Source organism: Pontibacter qinzhouensis (assembly GCF_008017455.1).
Classification (GTDB): domain Bacteria; phylum Bacteroidota; class Bacteroidia; order Cytophagales; family Hymenobacteraceae; genus Pontibacter; species Pontibacter qinzhouensis.
The window spans coordinates 13,990-30,664 of record NZ_VRTY01000043.1 but is presented as its reverse complement, the minus strand read 5'-3'; the positions used below and the strand labels follow the sequence as shown (position 1 = coordinate 30,664).

At 49.3% G+C, this 16,675-nt stretch carries 17 protein-coding genes; 10 read left to right on the top strand and 7 right to left on the bottom strand.

The annotated features are described in order from the left end of the window. Positions 1 to 25 precede the first annotated feature (25 nt). Entirely contained in the window at positions 26 to 892 is an 867-nt protein-coding gene (gene folP / locus FVR03_RS12520; RefSeq protein WP_147922093.1) for a dihydropteroate synthase, read from the top strand. After that, a complete protein-coding gene (gene cdaA / locus FVR03_RS12515) occupies positions 889 to 1,740 on the top strand; it encodes a diadenylate cyclase CdaA (RefSeq protein ID WP_147922092.1) in 852 nt (283 codons plus the stop codon). Before folP ends, cdaA begins: the two co-directional genes overlap by 4 nt. 514 nt (positions 1,741 to 2,254) lie before the next feature. On the opposite strand, the gene FVR03_RS12510 is transcribed toward cdaA, so the two are convergent. From FVR03_RS12510 to FVR03_RS12495, 4 genes are all read right to left on the bottom strand, one after another. Further along, positions 2,255 to 2,449, bottom strand: a complete 195-nt coding sequence (locus tag FVR03_RS12510) for a PLDc N-terminal domain-containing protein (RefSeq protein WP_147922091.1) — start codon at positions 2,447 to 2,449, stop codon at positions 2,255 to 2,257. 18 nt (positions 2,450 to 2,467) lie between these two features. Continuing rightward, complete coding sequence (locus FVR03_RS12505; protein ID WP_147922090.1) at positions 2,468 to 2,758, bottom strand: hypothetical protein; 291 nt, start codon at positions 2,756 to 2,758, stop codon at positions 2,468 to 2,470. Positions 2,759 to 2,983: 225 nt separating this feature from the next. Next, positions 2,984 to 4,174, bottom strand: coding sequence for a glycine C-acetyltransferase (kbl, locus tag FVR03_RS12500; protein WP_147922089.1), 1,191 nt, complete (start codon positions 4,172 to 4,174; stop codon positions 2,984 to 2,986). Positions 4,175 to 4,277: 103 nt separating this feature from the next. Next, positions 4,278 to 5,555, bottom strand: coding sequence for a hypothetical protein (locus FVR03_RS12495; protein WP_147922088.1), 1,278 nt, complete (start codon positions 5,553 to 5,555; stop codon positions 4,278 to 4,280). Positions 5,556 to 5,974: 419 nt separating this feature from the next. Here FVR03_RS12495 and FVR03_RS12490 point away from each other — a divergent pair, with 419 nt between their 5' ends. From FVR03_RS12490 to FVR03_RS12475, 4 genes are all read left to right on the top strand, one after another. Then, positions 5,975 to 6,946 (top strand): NAD-dependent epimerase/dehydratase family protein, encoded by a 972-nt coding sequence (locus tag FVR03_RS12490; RefSeq protein WP_147922087.1) that lies wholly within the window; start codon positions 5,975 to 5,977, stop codon positions 6,944 to 6,946. A gap of 234 nt (positions 6,947 to 7,180) precedes the next feature. Beyond that, positions 7,181 to 7,915: a DUF3891 family protein gene (locus FVR03_RS12485; RefSeq protein WP_147922086.1), complete on the top strand. Its 735-nt coding sequence runs from the start codon at positions 7,181 to 7,183 to the stop codon at positions 7,913 to 7,915. Between the two features lie 313 nt (positions 7,916 to 8,228). Beyond that, positions 8,229 to 8,882, top strand: coding sequence for a BT1926 family outer membrane beta-barrel protein (locus tag FVR03_RS12480; RefSeq protein ID WP_147922085.1), 654 nt, complete (start codon positions 8,229 to 8,231; stop codon positions 8,880 to 8,882). Between the two features lie 194 nt (positions 8,883 to 9,076). Further along, entirely contained in the window at positions 9,077 to 9,400 is a 324-nt protein-coding gene (locus tag FVR03_RS12475) for a thioredoxin family protein (protein ID WP_147922084.1), read from the top strand. Between the two features lie 41 nt (positions 9,401 to 9,441). Here FVR03_RS12475 and FVR03_RS12470 read toward each other — a convergent pair whose 3' ends face one another. Further along, positions 9,442 to 10,662: a glycosyltransferase family 87 protein gene (locus FVR03_RS12470; protein WP_187270151.1), complete on the bottom strand. Its 1,221-nt coding sequence runs from the start codon at positions 10,660 to 10,662 to the stop codon at positions 9,442 to 9,444. A gap of 270 nt (positions 10,663 to 10,932) precedes the next feature. On the opposite strand from FVR03_RS12470, the gene FVR03_RS12465 reads away from it, so the two are divergent. Both FVR03_RS12465 and FVR03_RS12460 read left to right on the top strand, forming a co-directional pair. Continuing rightward, positions 10,933 to 12,387: a DUF4403 family protein gene (locus FVR03_RS12465; RefSeq protein ID WP_255474198.1), complete on the top strand. Its 1,455-nt coding sequence runs from the start codon at positions 10,933 to 10,935 to the stop codon at positions 12,385 to 12,387. Positions 12,388 to 12,605: 218 nt separating this feature from the next. Beyond that, positions 12,606 to 13,583 (top strand): YihY/virulence factor BrkB family protein, encoded by a 978-nt coding sequence (locus FVR03_RS12460; RefSeq protein ID WP_147922082.1) that lies wholly within the window; start codon positions 12,606 to 12,608, stop codon positions 13,581 to 13,583. Between the two features lie 148 nt (positions 13,584 to 13,731). On the opposite strand, the gene rlmN is transcribed toward FVR03_RS12460, so the two are convergent. Both rlmN and FVR03_RS12450 read right to left on the bottom strand, forming a co-directional pair. Further along, entirely contained in the window at positions 13,732 to 14,805 is a 1,074-nt protein-coding gene (gene rlmN / locus FVR03_RS12455; RefSeq protein WP_147922081.1) for a dual-specificity RNA methyltransferase RlmN, read from the bottom strand. Positions 14,806 to 14,826: 21 nt separating this feature from the next. Then, positions 14,827 to 15,255, bottom strand: a complete 429-nt coding sequence (locus tag FVR03_RS12450; RefSeq protein WP_147922080.1) for a thioesterase family protein — start codon at positions 15,253 to 15,255, stop codon at positions 14,827 to 14,829. A gap of 118 nt (positions 15,256 to 15,373) precedes the next feature. Between FVR03_RS12450 and mnmC2 the strand changes: the two genes are divergently transcribed. Both mnmC2 and FVR03_RS12440 read left to right on the top strand, forming a co-directional pair. Continuing rightward, positions 15,374 to 16,054, top strand: coding sequence for a tRNA (5-methylaminomethyl-2-thiouridine)(34)-methyltransferase MnmC2 (gene mnmC2, locus FVR03_RS12445; RefSeq protein ID WP_147922079.1), 681 nt, complete (start codon positions 15,374 to 15,376; stop codon positions 16,052 to 16,054). 112 nt (positions 16,055 to 16,166) lie between these two features. After that, positions 16,167 to 16,550, top strand: a complete 384-nt coding sequence (locus FVR03_RS12440) for a methylglyoxal synthase (protein WP_147922078.1) — start codon at positions 16,167 to 16,169, stop codon at positions 16,548 to 16,550. Positions 16,551 to 16,675: the final 125 nt, after the last annotated feature.

The following is a 16,675-nucleotide window of genomic DNA, read 5'->3' as shown; positions in this document are numbered from 1 at the left end:
TTAATTTTAAAAACATTTGATACAGATGCCTACAGCAAGAGCGAAAGATACGCTTTTTCATAAAAAAAGAACACTTAACTGCAACGGAAAAATCCTGTCGCTGAACACGCCGCAGGTAATGGGTATCCTGAACGTAACACCCGACTCCTTTTATGCCGGCAGCCGCCTTGGTTCTGTAGAGGAGGCCTTAAAGAAGGCAGAGCAGATGCTCACCGATGGTGCTGCCCTACTCGATGTGGGCGGCTACTCCTCCCGCCCCGGCGCTGCCGACATAGCAGAGCAGGAAGAGTTGGAGCGGGTTGTTCCGGCCATCGAAGCCATTGCAAAGGCTTTTCCTGAAGCCATTATTTCAGTAGACACGTTCAGGGCCAGGGTAGCCGAAGCAGCTATCGGGAGTGGTGCCGCTCTTATAAACGACATTTCGGCTGGCACGCTTGATGAGGCCATGTTCGGGACTGTTGCCCGGCTGCAGGTACCTTACGTGCTCATGCACATGCGCGGCACGCCCAAAACCATGAGCAGCCTCACTTCTTACGAAGACCTGGTGGTAGATATACTGGATGAGCTGCAACAAAAGCTGGCGCTCCTGACAGCAGCAGGCGTGAAAGACATTATCTTAGACCCCGGATTTGGATTCGCTAAAACCGTAGATCAGAATTTTGAGCTGCTTAACCGCCTGCAGGAATTCGCCATGCTGGAACTGCCGCTGCTGGTAGGTTTGTCGCGTAAATCCATGACGTATAAATTTCTCGGAATAGATCAATCGGAGGCCTTGCCTGGAACAATTGCATTAAATATGTTCGCATTAATACAAGGTACCGACATTTTGCGCGTTCATGACGTAAAAGAAACAAAACAGACAATAGACTTATTTACTAAAACTACGCTTTGATTCCATTATTTGCTATAGGATTTCTGGAGATAGGATGGCTCGAAATAATTGACATTCTGCTTGTAACAGTGCTGCTGTACCAGCTGTACAAGCTCCTGACAGGCAGTGTGGCGTTAAAGATCTTCCTGGGGCTGCTCTCTATCTACCTGCTGTACCTGGTAGTAAGAGCAGCGGGCATGGAGTTGCTGAGTATTATTCTGGGCCAGTTTATGGGTGTGGGTGTGCTGGCAGCCATTATTGTGTTCCAGCCCGAAATCCGGCGTTTCCTGCTCCTGATCGGTAAAACCACCGCCTTCAACAACGACCGCTTTTTCAAAAGCTTTCCGTGGAGGCGCGAGCAGGCCGAGAAACTGAGCCTTACCCCTTTTATAGAAGCCGCCAAATCGTTGGCCGGTAAAAACACCGGAGCCCTCATTGTGTTCTCCAAAAGCTCCGAACTAAAGTATTATGCCGAATCGGGCGATTTGATTGATGCCGTAATCTCGAAACGCCTGCTCATGTCTATCTTCAACAAGACCAGTCCGCTGCACGATGGTGCCGTTATTATTGCCAACAACCGCATTAAAGCTGCCCGCTGCATCTTGCCCGTAACCGAGAACAACGACATACCGGCTTCCATGGGTCTGCGCCACCGCGCTGCCATCGGCCTTACCGAAGTTACCGACAGCATTGTGCTGGTGGTGTCGGAAGAAACAGGGCAGATTGCCTTGGTGCGCAACGGCGAAGTATTCCGGAACCTCTCCTCTGCCGACCTCCGCGTGAAGTTAAACCAGCTCCTCTTCGATACCGACCAGCAGAAACCTATTGCCCCCTCTGCTTCTTCTGAGAAACCAGTAAACGTAGCGTAAATAAAGTGGCTTTGGCATTATCGTACCCTTGAGGCAAAAACAGCAAAAATCCTTCGGAAGGCAATTTTCATTTGAATAATCGATATTGCGCACCATCTAATGAGGAGGCTCTTCTAAGTAGGTTCCAATACTTTTTGTAGCTGTTTTATGCAGTGCCCTCAAGCTTTTCTGTAATATAGTTTGGATCCCAGCGCTCAAGGCTGGGGAAGGGGCCCTATATAAGCGAGGCCTCGTTCCTGGGCATCGCGCTGCTGCATCTTTCCTGCCCGCAAGCGGGCCGCCGCTCCCGCGGCACCGGAAACCTGCAAAGGCGCTCAACCCAAGAACTGGGATTTACAATATGAGCTACTGGGTTAGCAATTATATTGAGGGGAGCTGCAAATACAGTTGCTTTACAGAGGGCATTAGTGCGTAACATCAGTGAATAATTGCCGGCTGACTGTTGAATGGCTGGTTAAGGGAATAAATTTAACTTATCACACTCTCAACTCTCAAAAAGGGGCTATACCTGTCCTTACCCTCTTTTCCAGTAGAACCAATAGCCGGCCGGGCCCAGCACTGGCAGCACCCAGAGCAGTACCATCCAGAGAAGGCGGTCCCATAAGGTGTAATTTGTTTTGAAGATGAGGTGAAAGAGGCTGTACACTACCAGCAGGTAGTTCAGCAGTATAAGTATAAAAATAACCAGGTTGAACGACCCAAAATCCATGTAAAACGACTTCTATAATTAAAATAGCATTTGACTAAGATACCACACCAGGTACATAAGCGCAGGAGCGCAGAGCAACATAATGGTGCCCAGGTTTACGCGTGTCCACTGTGGGTTCAGCAACATATTTATATAGGCCTCTACCGACAGCAGCAGCGAAAAATAAAATGTAATTTGGAGGAGCGTACCGGTTATGTTCGCCTCATCGCCACGCAAACCAGCTGTGGAGTAGGCAAACAACGACATAGCCACCCATGTCAGCACAGTGCCGAGCATTACCTGGCCTGGCTTTATCTTTATATTGTTCATCCCCTGTTTCAGTTAATCTAATTAAAGATAGAAAAAAATAAAGCCACTCCCATAGGAGCTTCGCTAAATTAAAAATTAGAAATTCAAAATTAGAAAAGTTGAAAAATATGCTTAAACGGCCTTTATAGAAGCATTTTCATCAGTTTTTCATTTATGAATTGCTGATTTGTCAGGACAGCTCTACATAGCAGGAGCGGCTTTTCTAAATTCAAACAATAATGTTTTTTACTTGATCACGCCCAGCTCTTTCCCAACTTCTGTAAAGGCGGCAATGGCTTTGTCGAGGTGCTCTTTGTCGTGCACCGCCGACAGCTGCACCCTTATTCTGGCTTTGCCTTTTGGAACCACCGGATAATAGAACCCGATAACGTAGATACCTTTTTCGAGCATGCGGGCAGCGAACTCCTGTGCCAGCGGTGCCTCGTAGAGCATAACCGGCACAATAGGGTGGTCGCCGGGCCTGATCTCGAAACCTGCTTCGGTTATTTTTTCGCGGAAGTATTTCGTGTTCCATTCCAGCTTGTCGCGCAGTTCGGTGGTGGCGCTGAGGGTGTCGAGCACGGCAATAGAGGCTCCTACAATAGCGGGTGCCAGCGAGTTAGAGAACAGGTACGGGCGCGAGCGCTGCCGCAGCATGTCTATAATCTCTTTTCGGCCCGAGGTGAAACCACCCATAGCACCGCCTAGTGCTTTACCCAGGGTACCGGTAATAATATCGACCTTGCCCATTATGTTGTGGTATTCGTGTGTGCCACGGCCGGTCTTGCCCATAAAGCCGGTGGAGTGCGAGTCGTCTACCATCAGCACGGCCTTGTACTGCTCTGCCAGCTCCGCAATTTTATCGAGTTGGGCTACAGTGCCATCCATAGAGAAAGCGCCATCAGTTACAATTATGCGATGTTTTGCGTGCTGTGCCTCCTGCAGCTTTGCCTCCAGGTCGGCCATGTCGTTGTGCAGGTAGCGGAAGCGCTGTGCTTTGCAGAGGCGAACGCCATCTATAATAGAGGCATGGTTCAGCTCATCAGAAATAATAGCTGAGTCTGCATCGAAAAGTGGCTCGAACACACCTCCGTTAGCATCGAAGGCAGCGGCATAAAGTATCGTGTCTTCTGTGCCCAGGAAATCGGCCAGCTTTTGCTCCAGCTCTTTGTGAATATCCTGGGTGCCGCAGATAAAACGCACCGAGCTCATGCCATAGCCATGCGTGTCGATGGCGGCTTTGGCGGCCTCTATTACGTTGGGGTGCGCCGATAAACCAAGGTAATTGTTGGCGCAGAAGTTCAGCACATGGGCCTGCTGCGTGGTATCTATGGCAGCACCTTGCGGTGTGGTAATAATGCGCTCGTTTTTATATAAGCCGGCTTCCTGTATATCGGCGAGTTGTTTTTCCAGGTCAGGTTTTAACGTTTCGTACATTTTTATAGATGTTAGATGGTAGATTATAGATAGCAGACTTTAGCTCCCGGAAATATTCCTTTCCAAAATTGCCTTCGCTGCTGTGTCTGCTATCTTTTTACATTTACTCTTCTGTCTTCGGAGGAGGGCGGCGCATAATCGGGCGTGGTCGCGGAGGCTTTGACTTCTCTTGCGGCTGTTCCTCCTCAGGTACCGCTGGCCTCTCCGCCTCGGGTTGCTGCGGAGCCGGTTGCACTTCCGGTGCAGGTAGAGTTGCTGCTGAGGGAGCCTCTGCGGGCTCATCTTCTACTGGCCTTGCCTCCTGCTCTGTTGGCTTTACGAGTGCGGACGGCCTTTTGATTACCGGGCGCGGCCGTGGTGGCTTCGGTGCCTCTGCAGAAGCTGACGTTTCAGCGGCTGATTCCGGTGTGGCAGCTGCAGGGTTAGAGGCTTCTGCCGGAGCTGTTTCGGCTGCTGGTTTGTCTGCTGCCCCCTCTGTTGCCGCTGTTGTAGCTACTGCAGGTCTTTTGATGATCGGGCGCGGACGAGGCGGCTTTGGAGCAGGCGCGGCCTCAGCGGCTGGTTCAGTTGTTTCAGGCGCTTCAGGTGGTGGTGTAGCTGCTGCAGGCCGTTTTATAACCGGCCGTGGACGCGGAGGTTTTGGTGCAGGCGTTTCTGGCGCACTAGTGGCTGTAGCTGCTGCATCGGTAGGTTCTTCCGATTCTGCTGTGGCAGCTGGTTCCTGTGGCTTCTGCAGCACCGCAGGCCGCTTTATAACCGGCCGCGGACGAGCTGGCTTAGCTGCTTCAGGTGCTTCCGTTGGTTCGGCTGGCGCTTGTGCAGCAGGTGTAGCCGCAGTGGCAGTTACCTCTGGTGCAGGCGCTGCCCCTGCCGCTTGCTCAGCTGGTTTCCGGATAACAGGGCGCTTTACAACTGGCCTTGGGCGTGGAGCAGCCGGTGTGGCCGCCTCCTCTGGCTTGGCTTCAGTTGGCCCTGTAGCCTCACCTTCTGCTGCAGGCCTGGCAGGTATGGCTGGCCGCCGCACAACTGGTTTAGGTCGTGGTGGAGCAGCAGCTTGCCCGGGTGCAGTTTCCTCTGCTGCCGGTTGTGGTGCAGGAGCAGGAGCTTCAGCCGATGGCTGGGTAGTTGCTTGCGCTGCTGGGGCAGCACGTCGGGCGGCAGGTCGTGGTGCGGCTATGGTTGGCGCTGGTTTCGGAATATCTTCTTCGCGCAGGTGGTACTTCAGGCGCACATCGTTCAGCACCATTTTGTGGGCCATGTAAAAGCTGTTCGGGTGCATTTGGGCGTACATCGCCTCCCAGGCATCGTAGCGTGCTGGCTCTGCTGCCTCAAAGGCTGCCTTGTTTATCCGTTTCTTAATCAGGTACTCTTCAAAAGTCATAGAAATAGTCTACATCGATTCCAGCGCGTTTAGTCGGTGCTTGTAAAGCAGCCAGGGGCCTGCAAACTTATAGGCATGCCTCTCTTACCTTTACATACGGCTCGTTCTTACAAATATATTAAAAATGACTTTGCCCTGCAGGCTAATGACTGGTGCTATTTTAACGGAAGTTAAATTATGGTTAATTCTGATGCCGGCAGTTTCAGGTGTAGGTTTGTTCTCCTACCTTTGAGCCGTTAGATAAGTAAATAATAGGATAAGTTTAGTTTTAAGAAAACACCTGCTCCCAGCAGGTGTTTTCTTTTTCTGCCTCGCTTTCACCACCTTGAGTGCTGCTGCTTTTGCGCGCTTTGTTTTTACAACTTAAAGATTCAACTTTGAGTATTGTGACGATACGGCGTACTACCGCAACTCAGAAGATGGCATACAGAAGAGAAATGATTTTGGTGATTGGAGCCTGCGGGCAGCTGGGTTCGGAACTTACATTAACCCTGCGCACGCTCTATGGTGCAGACCAGGTAGTAGCAGCCGATATTTTTGAGCCGAAGCAGGCCGACCTGCTCGCTTCTGGTCCCTTCGAGAAGATTGATGTCCTGGACCCGAAAGGAATGACCGCCCTTGCCGCCCGCTATAACTTTACCCAGATTTACCACCTGGCCGCAGTGCTTTCGGCCACCGGCGAAAAAGACCCGAAATTTGCCTGGCGCCTGAACATGGATGGCCTGTTTCATGTACTGGACCTGGCACTGGCATGCGGCGTAAGCCAGGTATTCTGGCCAAGTTCCATAGCTGTGTTCGGGCCAGATACACCCCGGCAGCAAACGCCGCAACACACTGTTATGAACCCCAGCACTGTGTATGGCATCAGTAAGCAAGCCGGCGAACAATGGTGCGCCTATTACTTTAAAAAGCACGGGCTAGATATACGCAGCCTGCGTTACCCCGGGCTAATCGGGTATAAATCGTTGCCGGGTGGCGGCACCACCGATTATGCAGTAGATATTTACCGTAAAGCAGCAGCTGGCAAACCATTTGAGTGCTACCTGCACCAAGACACGTACCTGCCCATGATGTACATGCCCGATGCCATAAAAGCCACCATAGACCTGATGCAGGCCCCCGCCCGGAATATCAGCATCCGGGAGTCTTACAACGTGAGCGGCATGAGCTTTTCACCCTCTGAAATTGCAGCTTCTATTCAAAAAATACTTCCTTCTTTCGAGATAGCTTACAACCCAGATTACCGCCAGCAGATCGCAGACTCCTGGCCACAAACCATTTCAGACCAGGTGGCCCGTCAGGATTGGGGCTGGCAACCCGCCTATGACCTCGATGCCATGACCGCCGACATGCTGGAGAACCTGCAGCAACAGTTGCCATTTGAGGCTTAGAAGGCTCGACTGCGGAATTTTTCTAATGAAAATACCCTCCCAAAGGCTTTTTAACAGTTTTGCGCCAAGGGTGCACAGCCGATTTTAAAACTCAGAAGCTGGCTATACTATAAACTACTTTTCCGGATGCCTTAGGCCAGTATAGTCTTTATTTTTTATTTGGGGAAGCAATTGTGGCATCTAAAGACCATCATTTCACGTCTTCATCCTACAGTTACCAAAGCAGGTTCTTGTATGATTGTAAACACCGTTCCACAAGGCTGGGAAATCATTTACCAACAGGCCCATGGGGTGCTGGCGGCGCAGCTGGCCTACCACCTGAAGCCGGAGCTGCAGTGTAGCCATTGGGTAGAAACCCTGCTCGCCATCGGCAACCACGACAACAGGCAGAAAACCTGGCGCGGCCACGATGGCCTGACAGAGGCCGGTGCCCCAGCCGATTTCACGCAACTACCCGTTAGCCTGGAGCAGGCACAGGCGCTGGCACATGCGGTCCGGTTCCAGAGCCGTTGGGTTACGCTGCTCACCTCAATGCACCTGTCGTTGTTGTATGAGCCTTTGCGTGGTACTTCTAACGCCACCGATACCTTTCTGGATGAGCAACTGGAGCTGCAAAAAAACTGCAGAAAGAGCCTCAACATCAAACTAAAAGAGGCCCAACAGGCCTACGCCATTTTAAACTGGTGCGACAGCTTATCGCTGCTGCTCTGCAAAAACGAACTGCCTGCCGGAGCACGCGCCATAGAAATAGCCCAAGGTCCTGACGGCAAAACTTACACTGCCTGGCAACTGGCCGATGGCGATGTGCAGGTGCAACCCTGGCCGTTCGCAGAAAAAAAGCTGTGCGTGCACGTGGAGTACAGGCTGGTAAAGCAGCTTCAGTTCCAGAACGATGCGCAACTGGCGGAGGTCCTGCACCAAACCCAGCCGCTCACCCGGAACTGGTGGCTGTGTAGCAACAACAGGTAACATAACCCTTGACCTTTTTACCGCAAAAATGCTTTGGAAGGGCATTTTCATTAGCAGAATTTAAACGCTTATGCACCTAAATCCTTCTAAGAACCAGTTGCCAGACACAAAATTTTGTTCTTTTCAGACAAGAAATCTGGACAGCAAAAAAGTTTAGAAAACACTGTAATAACGCCAAACAGCATGTTTTTGCCAGCTGTTGATGCCTAACTAAGTACCACAAATAACCATGTAGCTACAATAGTAGCCAGACTAAAAGTTTAGATTTATATATATTCGCGCCGATAAATATAACTTCAACCTACAAAAAATTATGAAAATCAAAGTTTCTTTAGCGGCACTTCTATTGGCAGTAACTTTTGGTGCTCAGGCACAAGACGGTGGCAGCAACCTGAAAGCAACAGCAGGTAGCACCACAGCAGAAGTGGGCATAAACTTAAACAATGGCACTTTTCTGCAAAGAGGGCAGATTAAGCTGCGTCGTTTTGCAACTGACGAAATGGCCTACCGCCTGGGAGTAGGTGTGTCTCATAACGCCGAGAAAATAGATGATGATGCTAACCGAAGCAACACATCGGTTTCGATTGCTCCTGGCGTTGAAAAGCACTTTGCCGGTACCAACAGACTATCTCCTTACGTGGGTGCAGAACTGCCAATCAGCTTCTCCGGTGCCCGCTACGAAGACGACAATGTGGTGGTACGTGGCGCTAACTCCAGATCAGGATCACCATCTGAGCGCGGTGCCTTTGGCCTGGGCTTAAACGTGGTAGCTGGCATGGACTTTTATATAGCGCAGAACTTTTTTACCGGATTTGAATTTGGCGCAGGCTTTGGCTACCGCAAAGACCGCGATGTTAAGGTTGAATATAAATCAAGTGGTCCATCAGACCAGACCATAGATGGCTACCACAGTACTTCCTTTAATGTATTCTCGACAGGTGGTATCCGAATTGGCTATGCGTTTTAAATTATTATTTGCTTAACCAGATTTTACAAAGAGTAGTAGCTTGTAAAGCACTACTCTTTTTTTATGCCTTCCATGGAGCCTTAACTTATGGCAGGTTTCATCTGACAGTACCCAGGCACACAAATACAGAGCAACTACTTAACCTGCAGCTGCGTTTCTGCGTCTAATAGGGTCATAACTACGCACCGAACACAATGCCCATAACAGAATCTAACGACGACGAATTACGAAAACTTATTTTTGAGAAAGAGAAAGTAATCGTAAAGTTTACAGACGAAGACTGCCCTATCTGTAAAATTTTATCTCCATCGTTCCGGAAAATAGCGACCGAACCAGTTTACCAGCAGGTAACATTTGTACGAATGAGTGCCCGCGAGAACCCGATTTCGAGCAAAGAAGTAAAAATGACAGGTACTCCCTTTTTTGCCACCTACCGGAAAGGGACCCTGTTAGACTGCGGCATTGTTTCTACTGAACAAGGTATAAAGGAAATGCTGGCTAAACTCCTTTCTGACTAACGCTAAGGCAAGAACGCGTCTGCTTCTGTGGCTTCCAGACATCACCAGCCTTCATAACCGGTTCCAAGCATAGCTATTTTACCGGCCCGAAGCAACACAAGCTGCCGAAACACAAAAACATAACAAAGTAAAACAGCCACCAGATAGCCAAACGGCAGCATCTGGCCAAATAACAGAAGTAATACAACAGCGCCTAGCAGCCACAGGTTTAGCTTCAGATTGGCTGCGCTACCGGAGGCAAGGGCCATAGTTCCTATCATAACCATAATAGCAGGGTACACGTGAACCAGGTGGTGCTTTTCGCTCATGGGGCTTATCAGGAGCATAGCCAGCATATACAGGCAGAACAGCAGCAGGTTCTTGACCTTGTCCTTTTTTAGGGCCTCGTGGTTTACCAGCTGCACGTACAGGATCGGCAGCAGCACCAGCAAAGCAGATACGGCAAAGGCAACCAGCTTTGGCAGTTGTGGCAACACATAATTTACGAAGTGCACCACTGCAAAAGGTACCGGCCCGATGTCTTCGCTCTGCCCGGCCAGCTTCGGCTTCAGGAAAATATCGAGGTAATACCCATACCACTCCCATACTTTATTACCTGCAAACAGCCATGGCACCAGCAGCCCTAGTACCAGGCATTGGCCCAGCACCAGCAAAAGATATTTAAAATCACGCTTCAGGAACAGGTACATCAGAAAAATGGCCGGCGTTAGCTTTATTATAATGGCAGCCGAAAGAAACCAGGTGGCTTTTCCTTTATCAGATTTCAGGTAATAGTAGATGAATAATACAGCCAGCAGCAGGATAATCGGGTTTATTTGCCCGTTCAGGAAGTTACTACTAAAGATGGCGTACATAAACAGGAACGATACTCCAAAAAGCACTCCCCTTTTTTTAGCAGGTAACTCCGGGTTATAAAGCCGCAGCAGCAGCGTAGCCGAATAAAACAGGGCACCCAGGCACATGCCAAACCACACAAACACGGCAAGCCAATACGGAACAAGCGCCAAAGGCACCATGGCCACACAAAGAAACAGCGGGTAGATGTACGGAAACACCGTATCGGTCTGGTAAGGATTTGCCCCCGCAAGCAGTGCCTCACTCGATAGCAGGTAGCTGGTGAGGTCGTAGCCAATAGCACGATAAGCTTTTCTGTAAGTCTGCACCAGAAACAGGACAGATAAGGCACTTACTATAGCCAAAAGTAATTTAAACGTTTTGGGGTGCTCCAGCCATACCTGCAGTTTCTCTTCGAAGCTATTCAAGTTCAAAATTCAAAGGGTTTTGTCCTAAAAATGCGCAATATACCAGTTCTTATTCATTTCTACATACTGGGCTTAAAAGGAATTACTATGGGTAAAACATTGTTTTAGCATAGCGCTCGCTGTGCCATATGCACCGGCACAGGGCACTAAAACCAAAGACGATAAGCTTCTGAAGTCCAACTGCTAACACAAAAATTCATTTGGCACTTTGTATAGAGCAGCTAAACTAAAAAGCATAACTTGCACCGCTTTTTTAAAATCAGCATACACGTGAGAAAATTAACACTTCAGCTAATCGCTTTCCTTTTTCTGGCGATTACCAGCAGCATGGTTTTGCCCGGCTGTTCCAGTACTTCTAAACTTAACACCGAGGCTCCTGCAACCGGCGCATCGGCTGCGTCGGTGTACCAGCCTAGTTTATCGTCTATCACCATTCCGGTGTCGGTTTCTATTGCCACCATAGAAGAAAAACTGAACAAAGAAATTGCCGGCATATTATACAAAGACGATAAACTCGACGACGACAATGTAGCCGTAACAGTATCTAAAAACGGTAAGCTGAGCATCAGGGCCGAGAAAGACAAAGTCTACTTTAGTATTCCGCTGCACATTTATGCCAAAGGCCGCTGGAAGTGGGACCCTTGCAAACTGTGCCCGGCCATAGACAAAACCGAAGACACTGCCTTCGACATGGTTATTAAAACAGAGAGCCGCATTGGCCTGACGGAAGACTACAAAATAAACACCATTACCAGTGGCGACTTTGAGTGGGGCAATACGAAACCGACCATCCAGCTGGGTCCGCTCAAAATTGGTCTGGCTCGCTTTGTAGAGCCTGCCATCAGAACTCAAATGAGCAGCATATCGAAGCAACTCGACAAGGAGCTGCAGCAGTACCTCGACATGCGCAAATACGTGTCGGATGCCTGGCTAATGGTGCAGGAGCCCATGAAACTAGATAACGACCTGAATGCCTGGCTCAGCATTGTGCCGCAGGATGTGCGCATAGCCCCGCTGCTCATGAAAAACGGCACCCTCAGCACCCGTATTGGCATTACCTCGTTTATTTCGGTTACCACCGATGGCAAACCGCAGCAGCCCCTGAACAAGAAACTGCCAAAGCTGATTATCGACAACCGCCTATCTGACGAAATCCAGATCGGGCTTACGGCCAACATACCGTATGAGCATGCCAGCAAGCTGCTGCAGGCACAGGTAGCAGGGCAGACTTATAAGTTCGATGGCGACAAAAACCAGGTAACCGTTACCAATGCGACCATTACACCAGGTGGTAATCAGCTTATTCTGATGCTCGATGTAAACGGAAAAACCAAGGCGGGCATGTTTACTAAAAAGATAGCTGGCAAAGTTTACCTGCGCGGCACACCCTACTACGATGCCCAAACTGCCTCCATTAAAGTGCGCGACGTAGACTATACCCTCGATACCAAAGACAAGCTCCTGAGCACCGCCAGCTGGCTTGCTAAAAACAAGTTCGTCGACATTATTCAGGCGCAGGTAAACATACCCGTGCAGAGCCAGCTAACAGAGGCGCAGAAAATGCTGCAAACCACCCTCGACCAATCGGGCAGGGTGCACGAGTCGGTGCTGCTGCGCGGCAACATACGCGAAATAACTCCTGACAACATTTACCTGACACCAACCGGCATAAAAGCAGTGGTGAACGCCAAAGGTACCCTTACCGCCACCATAGATAAACTATAGGCTGCACACAGAAGCGTTACGAATTGGCTGCCACCAGCAGCAGGCGCAAAAGCAGTTACCTGAAGCTGAAAAATCTGCTGCTAAGCCCGCATAACAGGCTATAACCCATGGCCAATTCGTAATGCTTGCCTGCAGGCAAAGTACTTTAAACTAACTAATTCTGTTTGGCAGCCGTATCACAGACAGTATTTAGTAATCTTATTGAACTTTAACCGCCTATGGCAAACGCTACTCTAAGCAAAATCTGGCCGCTACTTAAAGCCACCCTTGCTGGCTTTAATGACAACAACTCCCTTTTATTAGCGGCAGCATTAGCATTTAATGCTATTTTCTCTATCCCGCCGCTGCTGGTCATCATTATTCAGGCAGCAGGCTTTTTCCTTGGAGAAAAGGCTGTGTCGGGAGAGCTCTCGGAGCAAATTTCTGCTGCAATAGGGCCCAACGCAGCGCAGTCTATCGAAGAAATTGTGCAGAACGCCGCTATAAGCGAGGCAGGCGGCATTGCTTTCTGGATTGGTATCGGCACACTTATTTTTGCCTCCACTACATTTTTTGCCACCTTGCAGCAGTCGCTCAACACGGTCTGGAACCTGAAGCCTAAGCCCACCAATGGCATTCTTAAAATGATTCAGGTGCGGCTATTTTCGTTTGGCATTGTACTGAGTATTGCTTTTCTGATGCTCCTTTCGCTGCTGGTGAGTACCATTATTGCTTTCCTGAGCGAATACATTACCAGAGCCTTCCCTGAAATAAGCGTTGTATTTATAAGCCTGGTAGATATTGTAATATCGATCTCCATTATCACCATTCTTTTTGCCCTGATGTTCAAGTTCCTGCCAGATGCCAAAATACGCTGGCGCGATGTATGGGTAGGTGCACTGATAACGGCCATGCTCTTTGTGATTGGTAAATACCTGATCAGCTGGTTTATCGGCACCAGCGACCCTGGCTCCGCGTATGGGGCAGCAGGTTCTATTATTGTTATCCTGATGTGGATTTACTACACCTCTGCCATTGTACTCATAGGAGCTGAGCTAACGCAACAATACGCCACCGTTTTCGGACGACAGATTGTGCCAAAGGCGCATGCTGTATTCTACAAAGAACAGGAAATTGTGGAGCACCCTAAGTTCGAAAAGCACAAACAAGAAACAGGCAGGCCCCGGTCTGAAGGCAGGTTTCATACCGAAGAATGATCCGAATAACCCTATAATCAAGAAAGCCATCTCCTGCTAAAGAAGATGGCTTTCTTGATTTAATACGGCTAGAGAGCAATTATTCAAATGAAAAAGGCCTTCAGAAGCTTTTTGAGCTATTTTAATCCAAGGCTTCTCCACTTAAACCTTATGCAATGGCTTTCTCTTTAACGGCCAACTGCCCACAGGCGGCATCTATGTCTTTGCCCCGGCTTCGGCGCACGTTTACCTGCACGCCTCGGTCGGCGAGGTAGTAGATAAACTTCTGCCACCTGTCTTCGTCGGTGTTTACAAAGTCTGCGTTGGCAATCGGGTTGTACTCGATCAGGTTTATTTTGCAGGGAATTATTTTAGAGAAGCGCAACAGCTCCTCGGCATCCTGCAGCGAATCGTTAAAGTTCTCGAATACAATATACTCATAGGTTACTTTGCGGCCTGTTACCTGGTGGTAGTGCCGGAGCGCATCGCTCAAAGCCTCTATGGAGTTAGTCTCGTTAATGGGCATGATCTGGTTTCGCTTCTCGTCGTTGGCGGCGTGCAACGAAAGAGCGAGGTTGGCTTTTACGCCATCGTCGGCCATTTTCTTAATCATTTTGGCAATGCCGGCCGTGCTTACGGTTATGCGGCGTGCGGCCATGCCCAGGCCGTCGTGCGCCGTAATGCGCTCTATGCTTTTCATTACATTGGCGTAGTTCAGCATAGGTTCGCCCATGCCCATGTACACGATGTTGCTGAGCGGCTCGCCATACTGCTGCATGCTCTGCTCGTTTATGCGCACTACCTGGTCGTAGATTTCGGCTGCGTCGAGGTTGCGTACGCGGTCCATGTAACCGGTGGCGCAGAACTTGCAGGTAAGCGAGCAGCCTACCTGGCTACTTACACAAGCCGTTTTCCGCTCATCGTGCGGGATCAGTACGCCCTCCACAATGTTGCCATCGTGCAGTTTAAAAGCCGATTTAATAGTACCATCGTTGCTGACCTGCTTTGTAGCCACCTGCACCGCATTAATATCGAAATGCTGATCTAGTTTTTCGCGCAGTGCCAGGCTCACGTTGTTCATTTCTGTAAACGACTGGGCCGAATGCTTCCAGATCCATTCAAAAACCTGCTTGGCACGGAAAGGCTTCTCGCCCTGCTCCACCAGCCAGGCCTTCAGGTCGTCGAGCGAAAGTTTACGGATATCTTTCTTATTGAGTATCGGAATGTCTGCGATCAAGTTCATACCACAAAATTACAAAATTACTCAGGCATTAGTTTCAAATTTAATTTTAACTTCTTCTGGCACTGTGGCTAGCTTGCGGGTGGTGTAGTTAAAGCAAAGCATGCCGGTTTTGGCCCGCGCAATTTCTTTGTCGTGCTGGTTCACCACATGGTAGGTTATGTCGAAGCCGTATTTGTGCAGATCGGTTATGGCCATTTTAATGGTGAGCACATCGCCATAAAAGCCTTCGCCTTTGTACTCGATGGCTACATCGGCCATAATCAAACTCGAACCGGCCATATCTAGCTCGCTGTAGCCAAAGTGGCTGAGCAGTTGCACACGTGCCTCGTGCAGCACCGAAAGCAGCCTGTCGTTGCCCAGGTGGCTACCATAGTTGAGGTCTGTAATACGTATGGGGAGTTGTGCTTCGAAAGCAGAATGAGCGGGTATAGCTACTTTTATTCGGGGCATAAAGCTAAAGTATGGCTTAGTTAAAGTATGTAATGACTGCAAAAGCACGCATAAACACTTATAAAACAAGATACGGATAGCGCAATATTGCTTACATTTGTAAAGTAACACAAAAAAGATGCAGCTCGAAATCAGGCAGACGAAAGATGGCTCCAACACCTTGTATGTACCCACACTGAATGAGCATTACCATTCGGTACACGGGGCATTACAGGAGTCGCAACATGTTTTTATAAAGCATGGACTAGAGTATATTCTGGAGCAGAAAAAAGACCTTAAAATACTGGAAGTAGGTTTTGGAACCGGCCTCAACGCCATTTTAACCTTCCCTTACGCACTGGCAAAAAAAGCCTTTGTGCAGTACGATACCCTCGAAAAATACCCGCTTTCGCAGGAGGTGGTAGAGCAACTTCAGTTTAGGAACTTTATTCTGAACCCCGAACTCTTAGACTACTTTGAGCAGATGCACCAGGGCAACTGGAATGAGCCGCTGGAGATTATTCCATACTTCACGCTCCAGAAAATACACGAAACGCTGGAGGAGTTCTGCCCGCCGGCAGCGTATTACGACATTGTGTATTTCGATGCCTTCGCGCCCGAAAAGCAGCCTGAACTCTGGACGGAAGAGATGTTCCGAAAGCTGTTTGAGGCTACGCGTCCGGGTGGCGTGCTGGTGACTTACTGCGCCAAAGGTTCTTTTAAACGTGCCTTAAAAGCAGCTGGCTTTACCATAGAAGCCTTGCCTGGCCCTCCCGGCAAACGCGAAATGACACGCGGCCTGAAACCTGTTGCTGTTTAGTAAAACCTGCCGCTTACCTTTTAAAGCGAATAATTAAAGGCCTTAAAAGTCAGAAAACCGGCAGGAATTATTATCTTACCCAGGCAAACAACGCTTAATGACATCATTTCTTATGAACACAATTGCTCTGATTGCCCATAATAATAAAAAAACGGACCTGCTCAACTGGGTAAAAGAAAACCAGGAAGTACTCCGCCACTACGACCTGGTAGGTACTACCAACACCTCAGCGCTCATAAACGACCTGCTCGACATGAACATTAAGCCGTTCGGCCATGGCCCAAGTGGCGGCGATATTTTGCTGGCAGCCAAAATCCTGCAAGGCGAAATAAGCAAAATCATTTTCTTTATCGATGCCGAAACACCACACGGCCACGAACACGATATCCAGACGCTTATCCGCACGGCAGTGCTCAACAATATTCCGATTGCGCTGAACCGTGCCTCTGCTAACTTTATTGTGCTGGAGCGCGGCGAAAACTCTCCGGCTCATTAAGCCATTAGCCGGCTAGTTAACCCAACTGGCCGGCTCTTGCACCTCCTGCCGCCTGAACCCCTCGAACCACCCTTGACTAAAAAGAAAGCAAAAACCTTCTGAAGGCAGTTTTCATTCTAATAATT

Bases quoted from the DNA above. Each gene is read 5' to 3' on its own strand.
- folP (WP_147922093.1), top strand. From the start codon at position 26: ATGCCTACAGCAAGAGCGAAAGATACGCTTTTTCATAAAAAAAGAACA.
- FVR03_RS12510 (WP_147922091.1), bottom strand. From the start codon at position 2,449: ATGGATTTTGGGTCGTTCAACCTGGTTATTTTTATACTTATACTGCTG.
- FVR03_RS12505 (WP_147922090.1), bottom strand. From the start codon at position 2,758: ATGAACAATATAAAGATAAAGCCAGGCCAGGTAATGCTCGGCACTGTG.
- kbl (WP_147922089.1), bottom strand. From the start codon at position 4,174: ATGTACGAAACGTTAAAACCTGACCTGGAAAAACAACTCGCCGATATA.
- FVR03_RS12495 (WP_147922088.1), bottom strand. From the start codon at position 5,555: ATGACTTTTGAAGAGTACCTGATTAAGAAACGGATAAACAAGGCAGCC.
- FVR03_RS12490 (WP_147922087.1), top strand. From the start codon at position 5,975: ATGGCATACAGAAGAGAAATGATTTTGGTGATTGGAGCCTGCGGGCAG.
- FVR03_RS12485 (WP_147922086.1), top strand. From the start codon at position 7,181: ATGATTGTAAACACCGTTCCACAAGGCTGGGAAATCATTTACCAACAG.
- FVR03_RS12480 (WP_147922085.1), top strand. From the start codon at position 8,229: ATGAAAATCAAAGTTTCTTTAGCGGCACTTCTATTGGCAGTAACTTTT.
- FVR03_RS12475 (WP_147922084.1), top strand. From the start codon at position 9,077: ATGCCCATAACAGAATCTAACGACGACGAATTACGAAAACTTATTTTT.
- FVR03_RS12460 (WP_147922082.1), top strand. From the start codon at position 12,606: ATGGCAAACGCTACTCTAAGCAAAATCTGGCCGCTACTTAAAGCCACC.
- rlmN (WP_147922081.1), bottom strand. From the start codon at position 14,805: ATGAACTTGATCGCAGACATTCCGATACTCAATAAGAAAGATATCCGT.
- FVR03_RS12450 (WP_147922080.1), bottom strand. From the start codon at position 15,255: ATGCCCCGAATAAAAGTAGCTATACCCGCTCATTCTGCTTTCGAAGCA.
- mnmC2 (WP_147922079.1), top strand. From the start codon at position 15,374: ATGCAGCTCGAAATCAGGCAGACGAAAGATGGCTCCAACACCTTGTAT.
- FVR03_RS12440 (WP_147922078.1), top strand. From the start codon at position 16,167: ATGAACACAATTGCTCTGATTGCCCATAATAATAAAAAAACGGACCTG.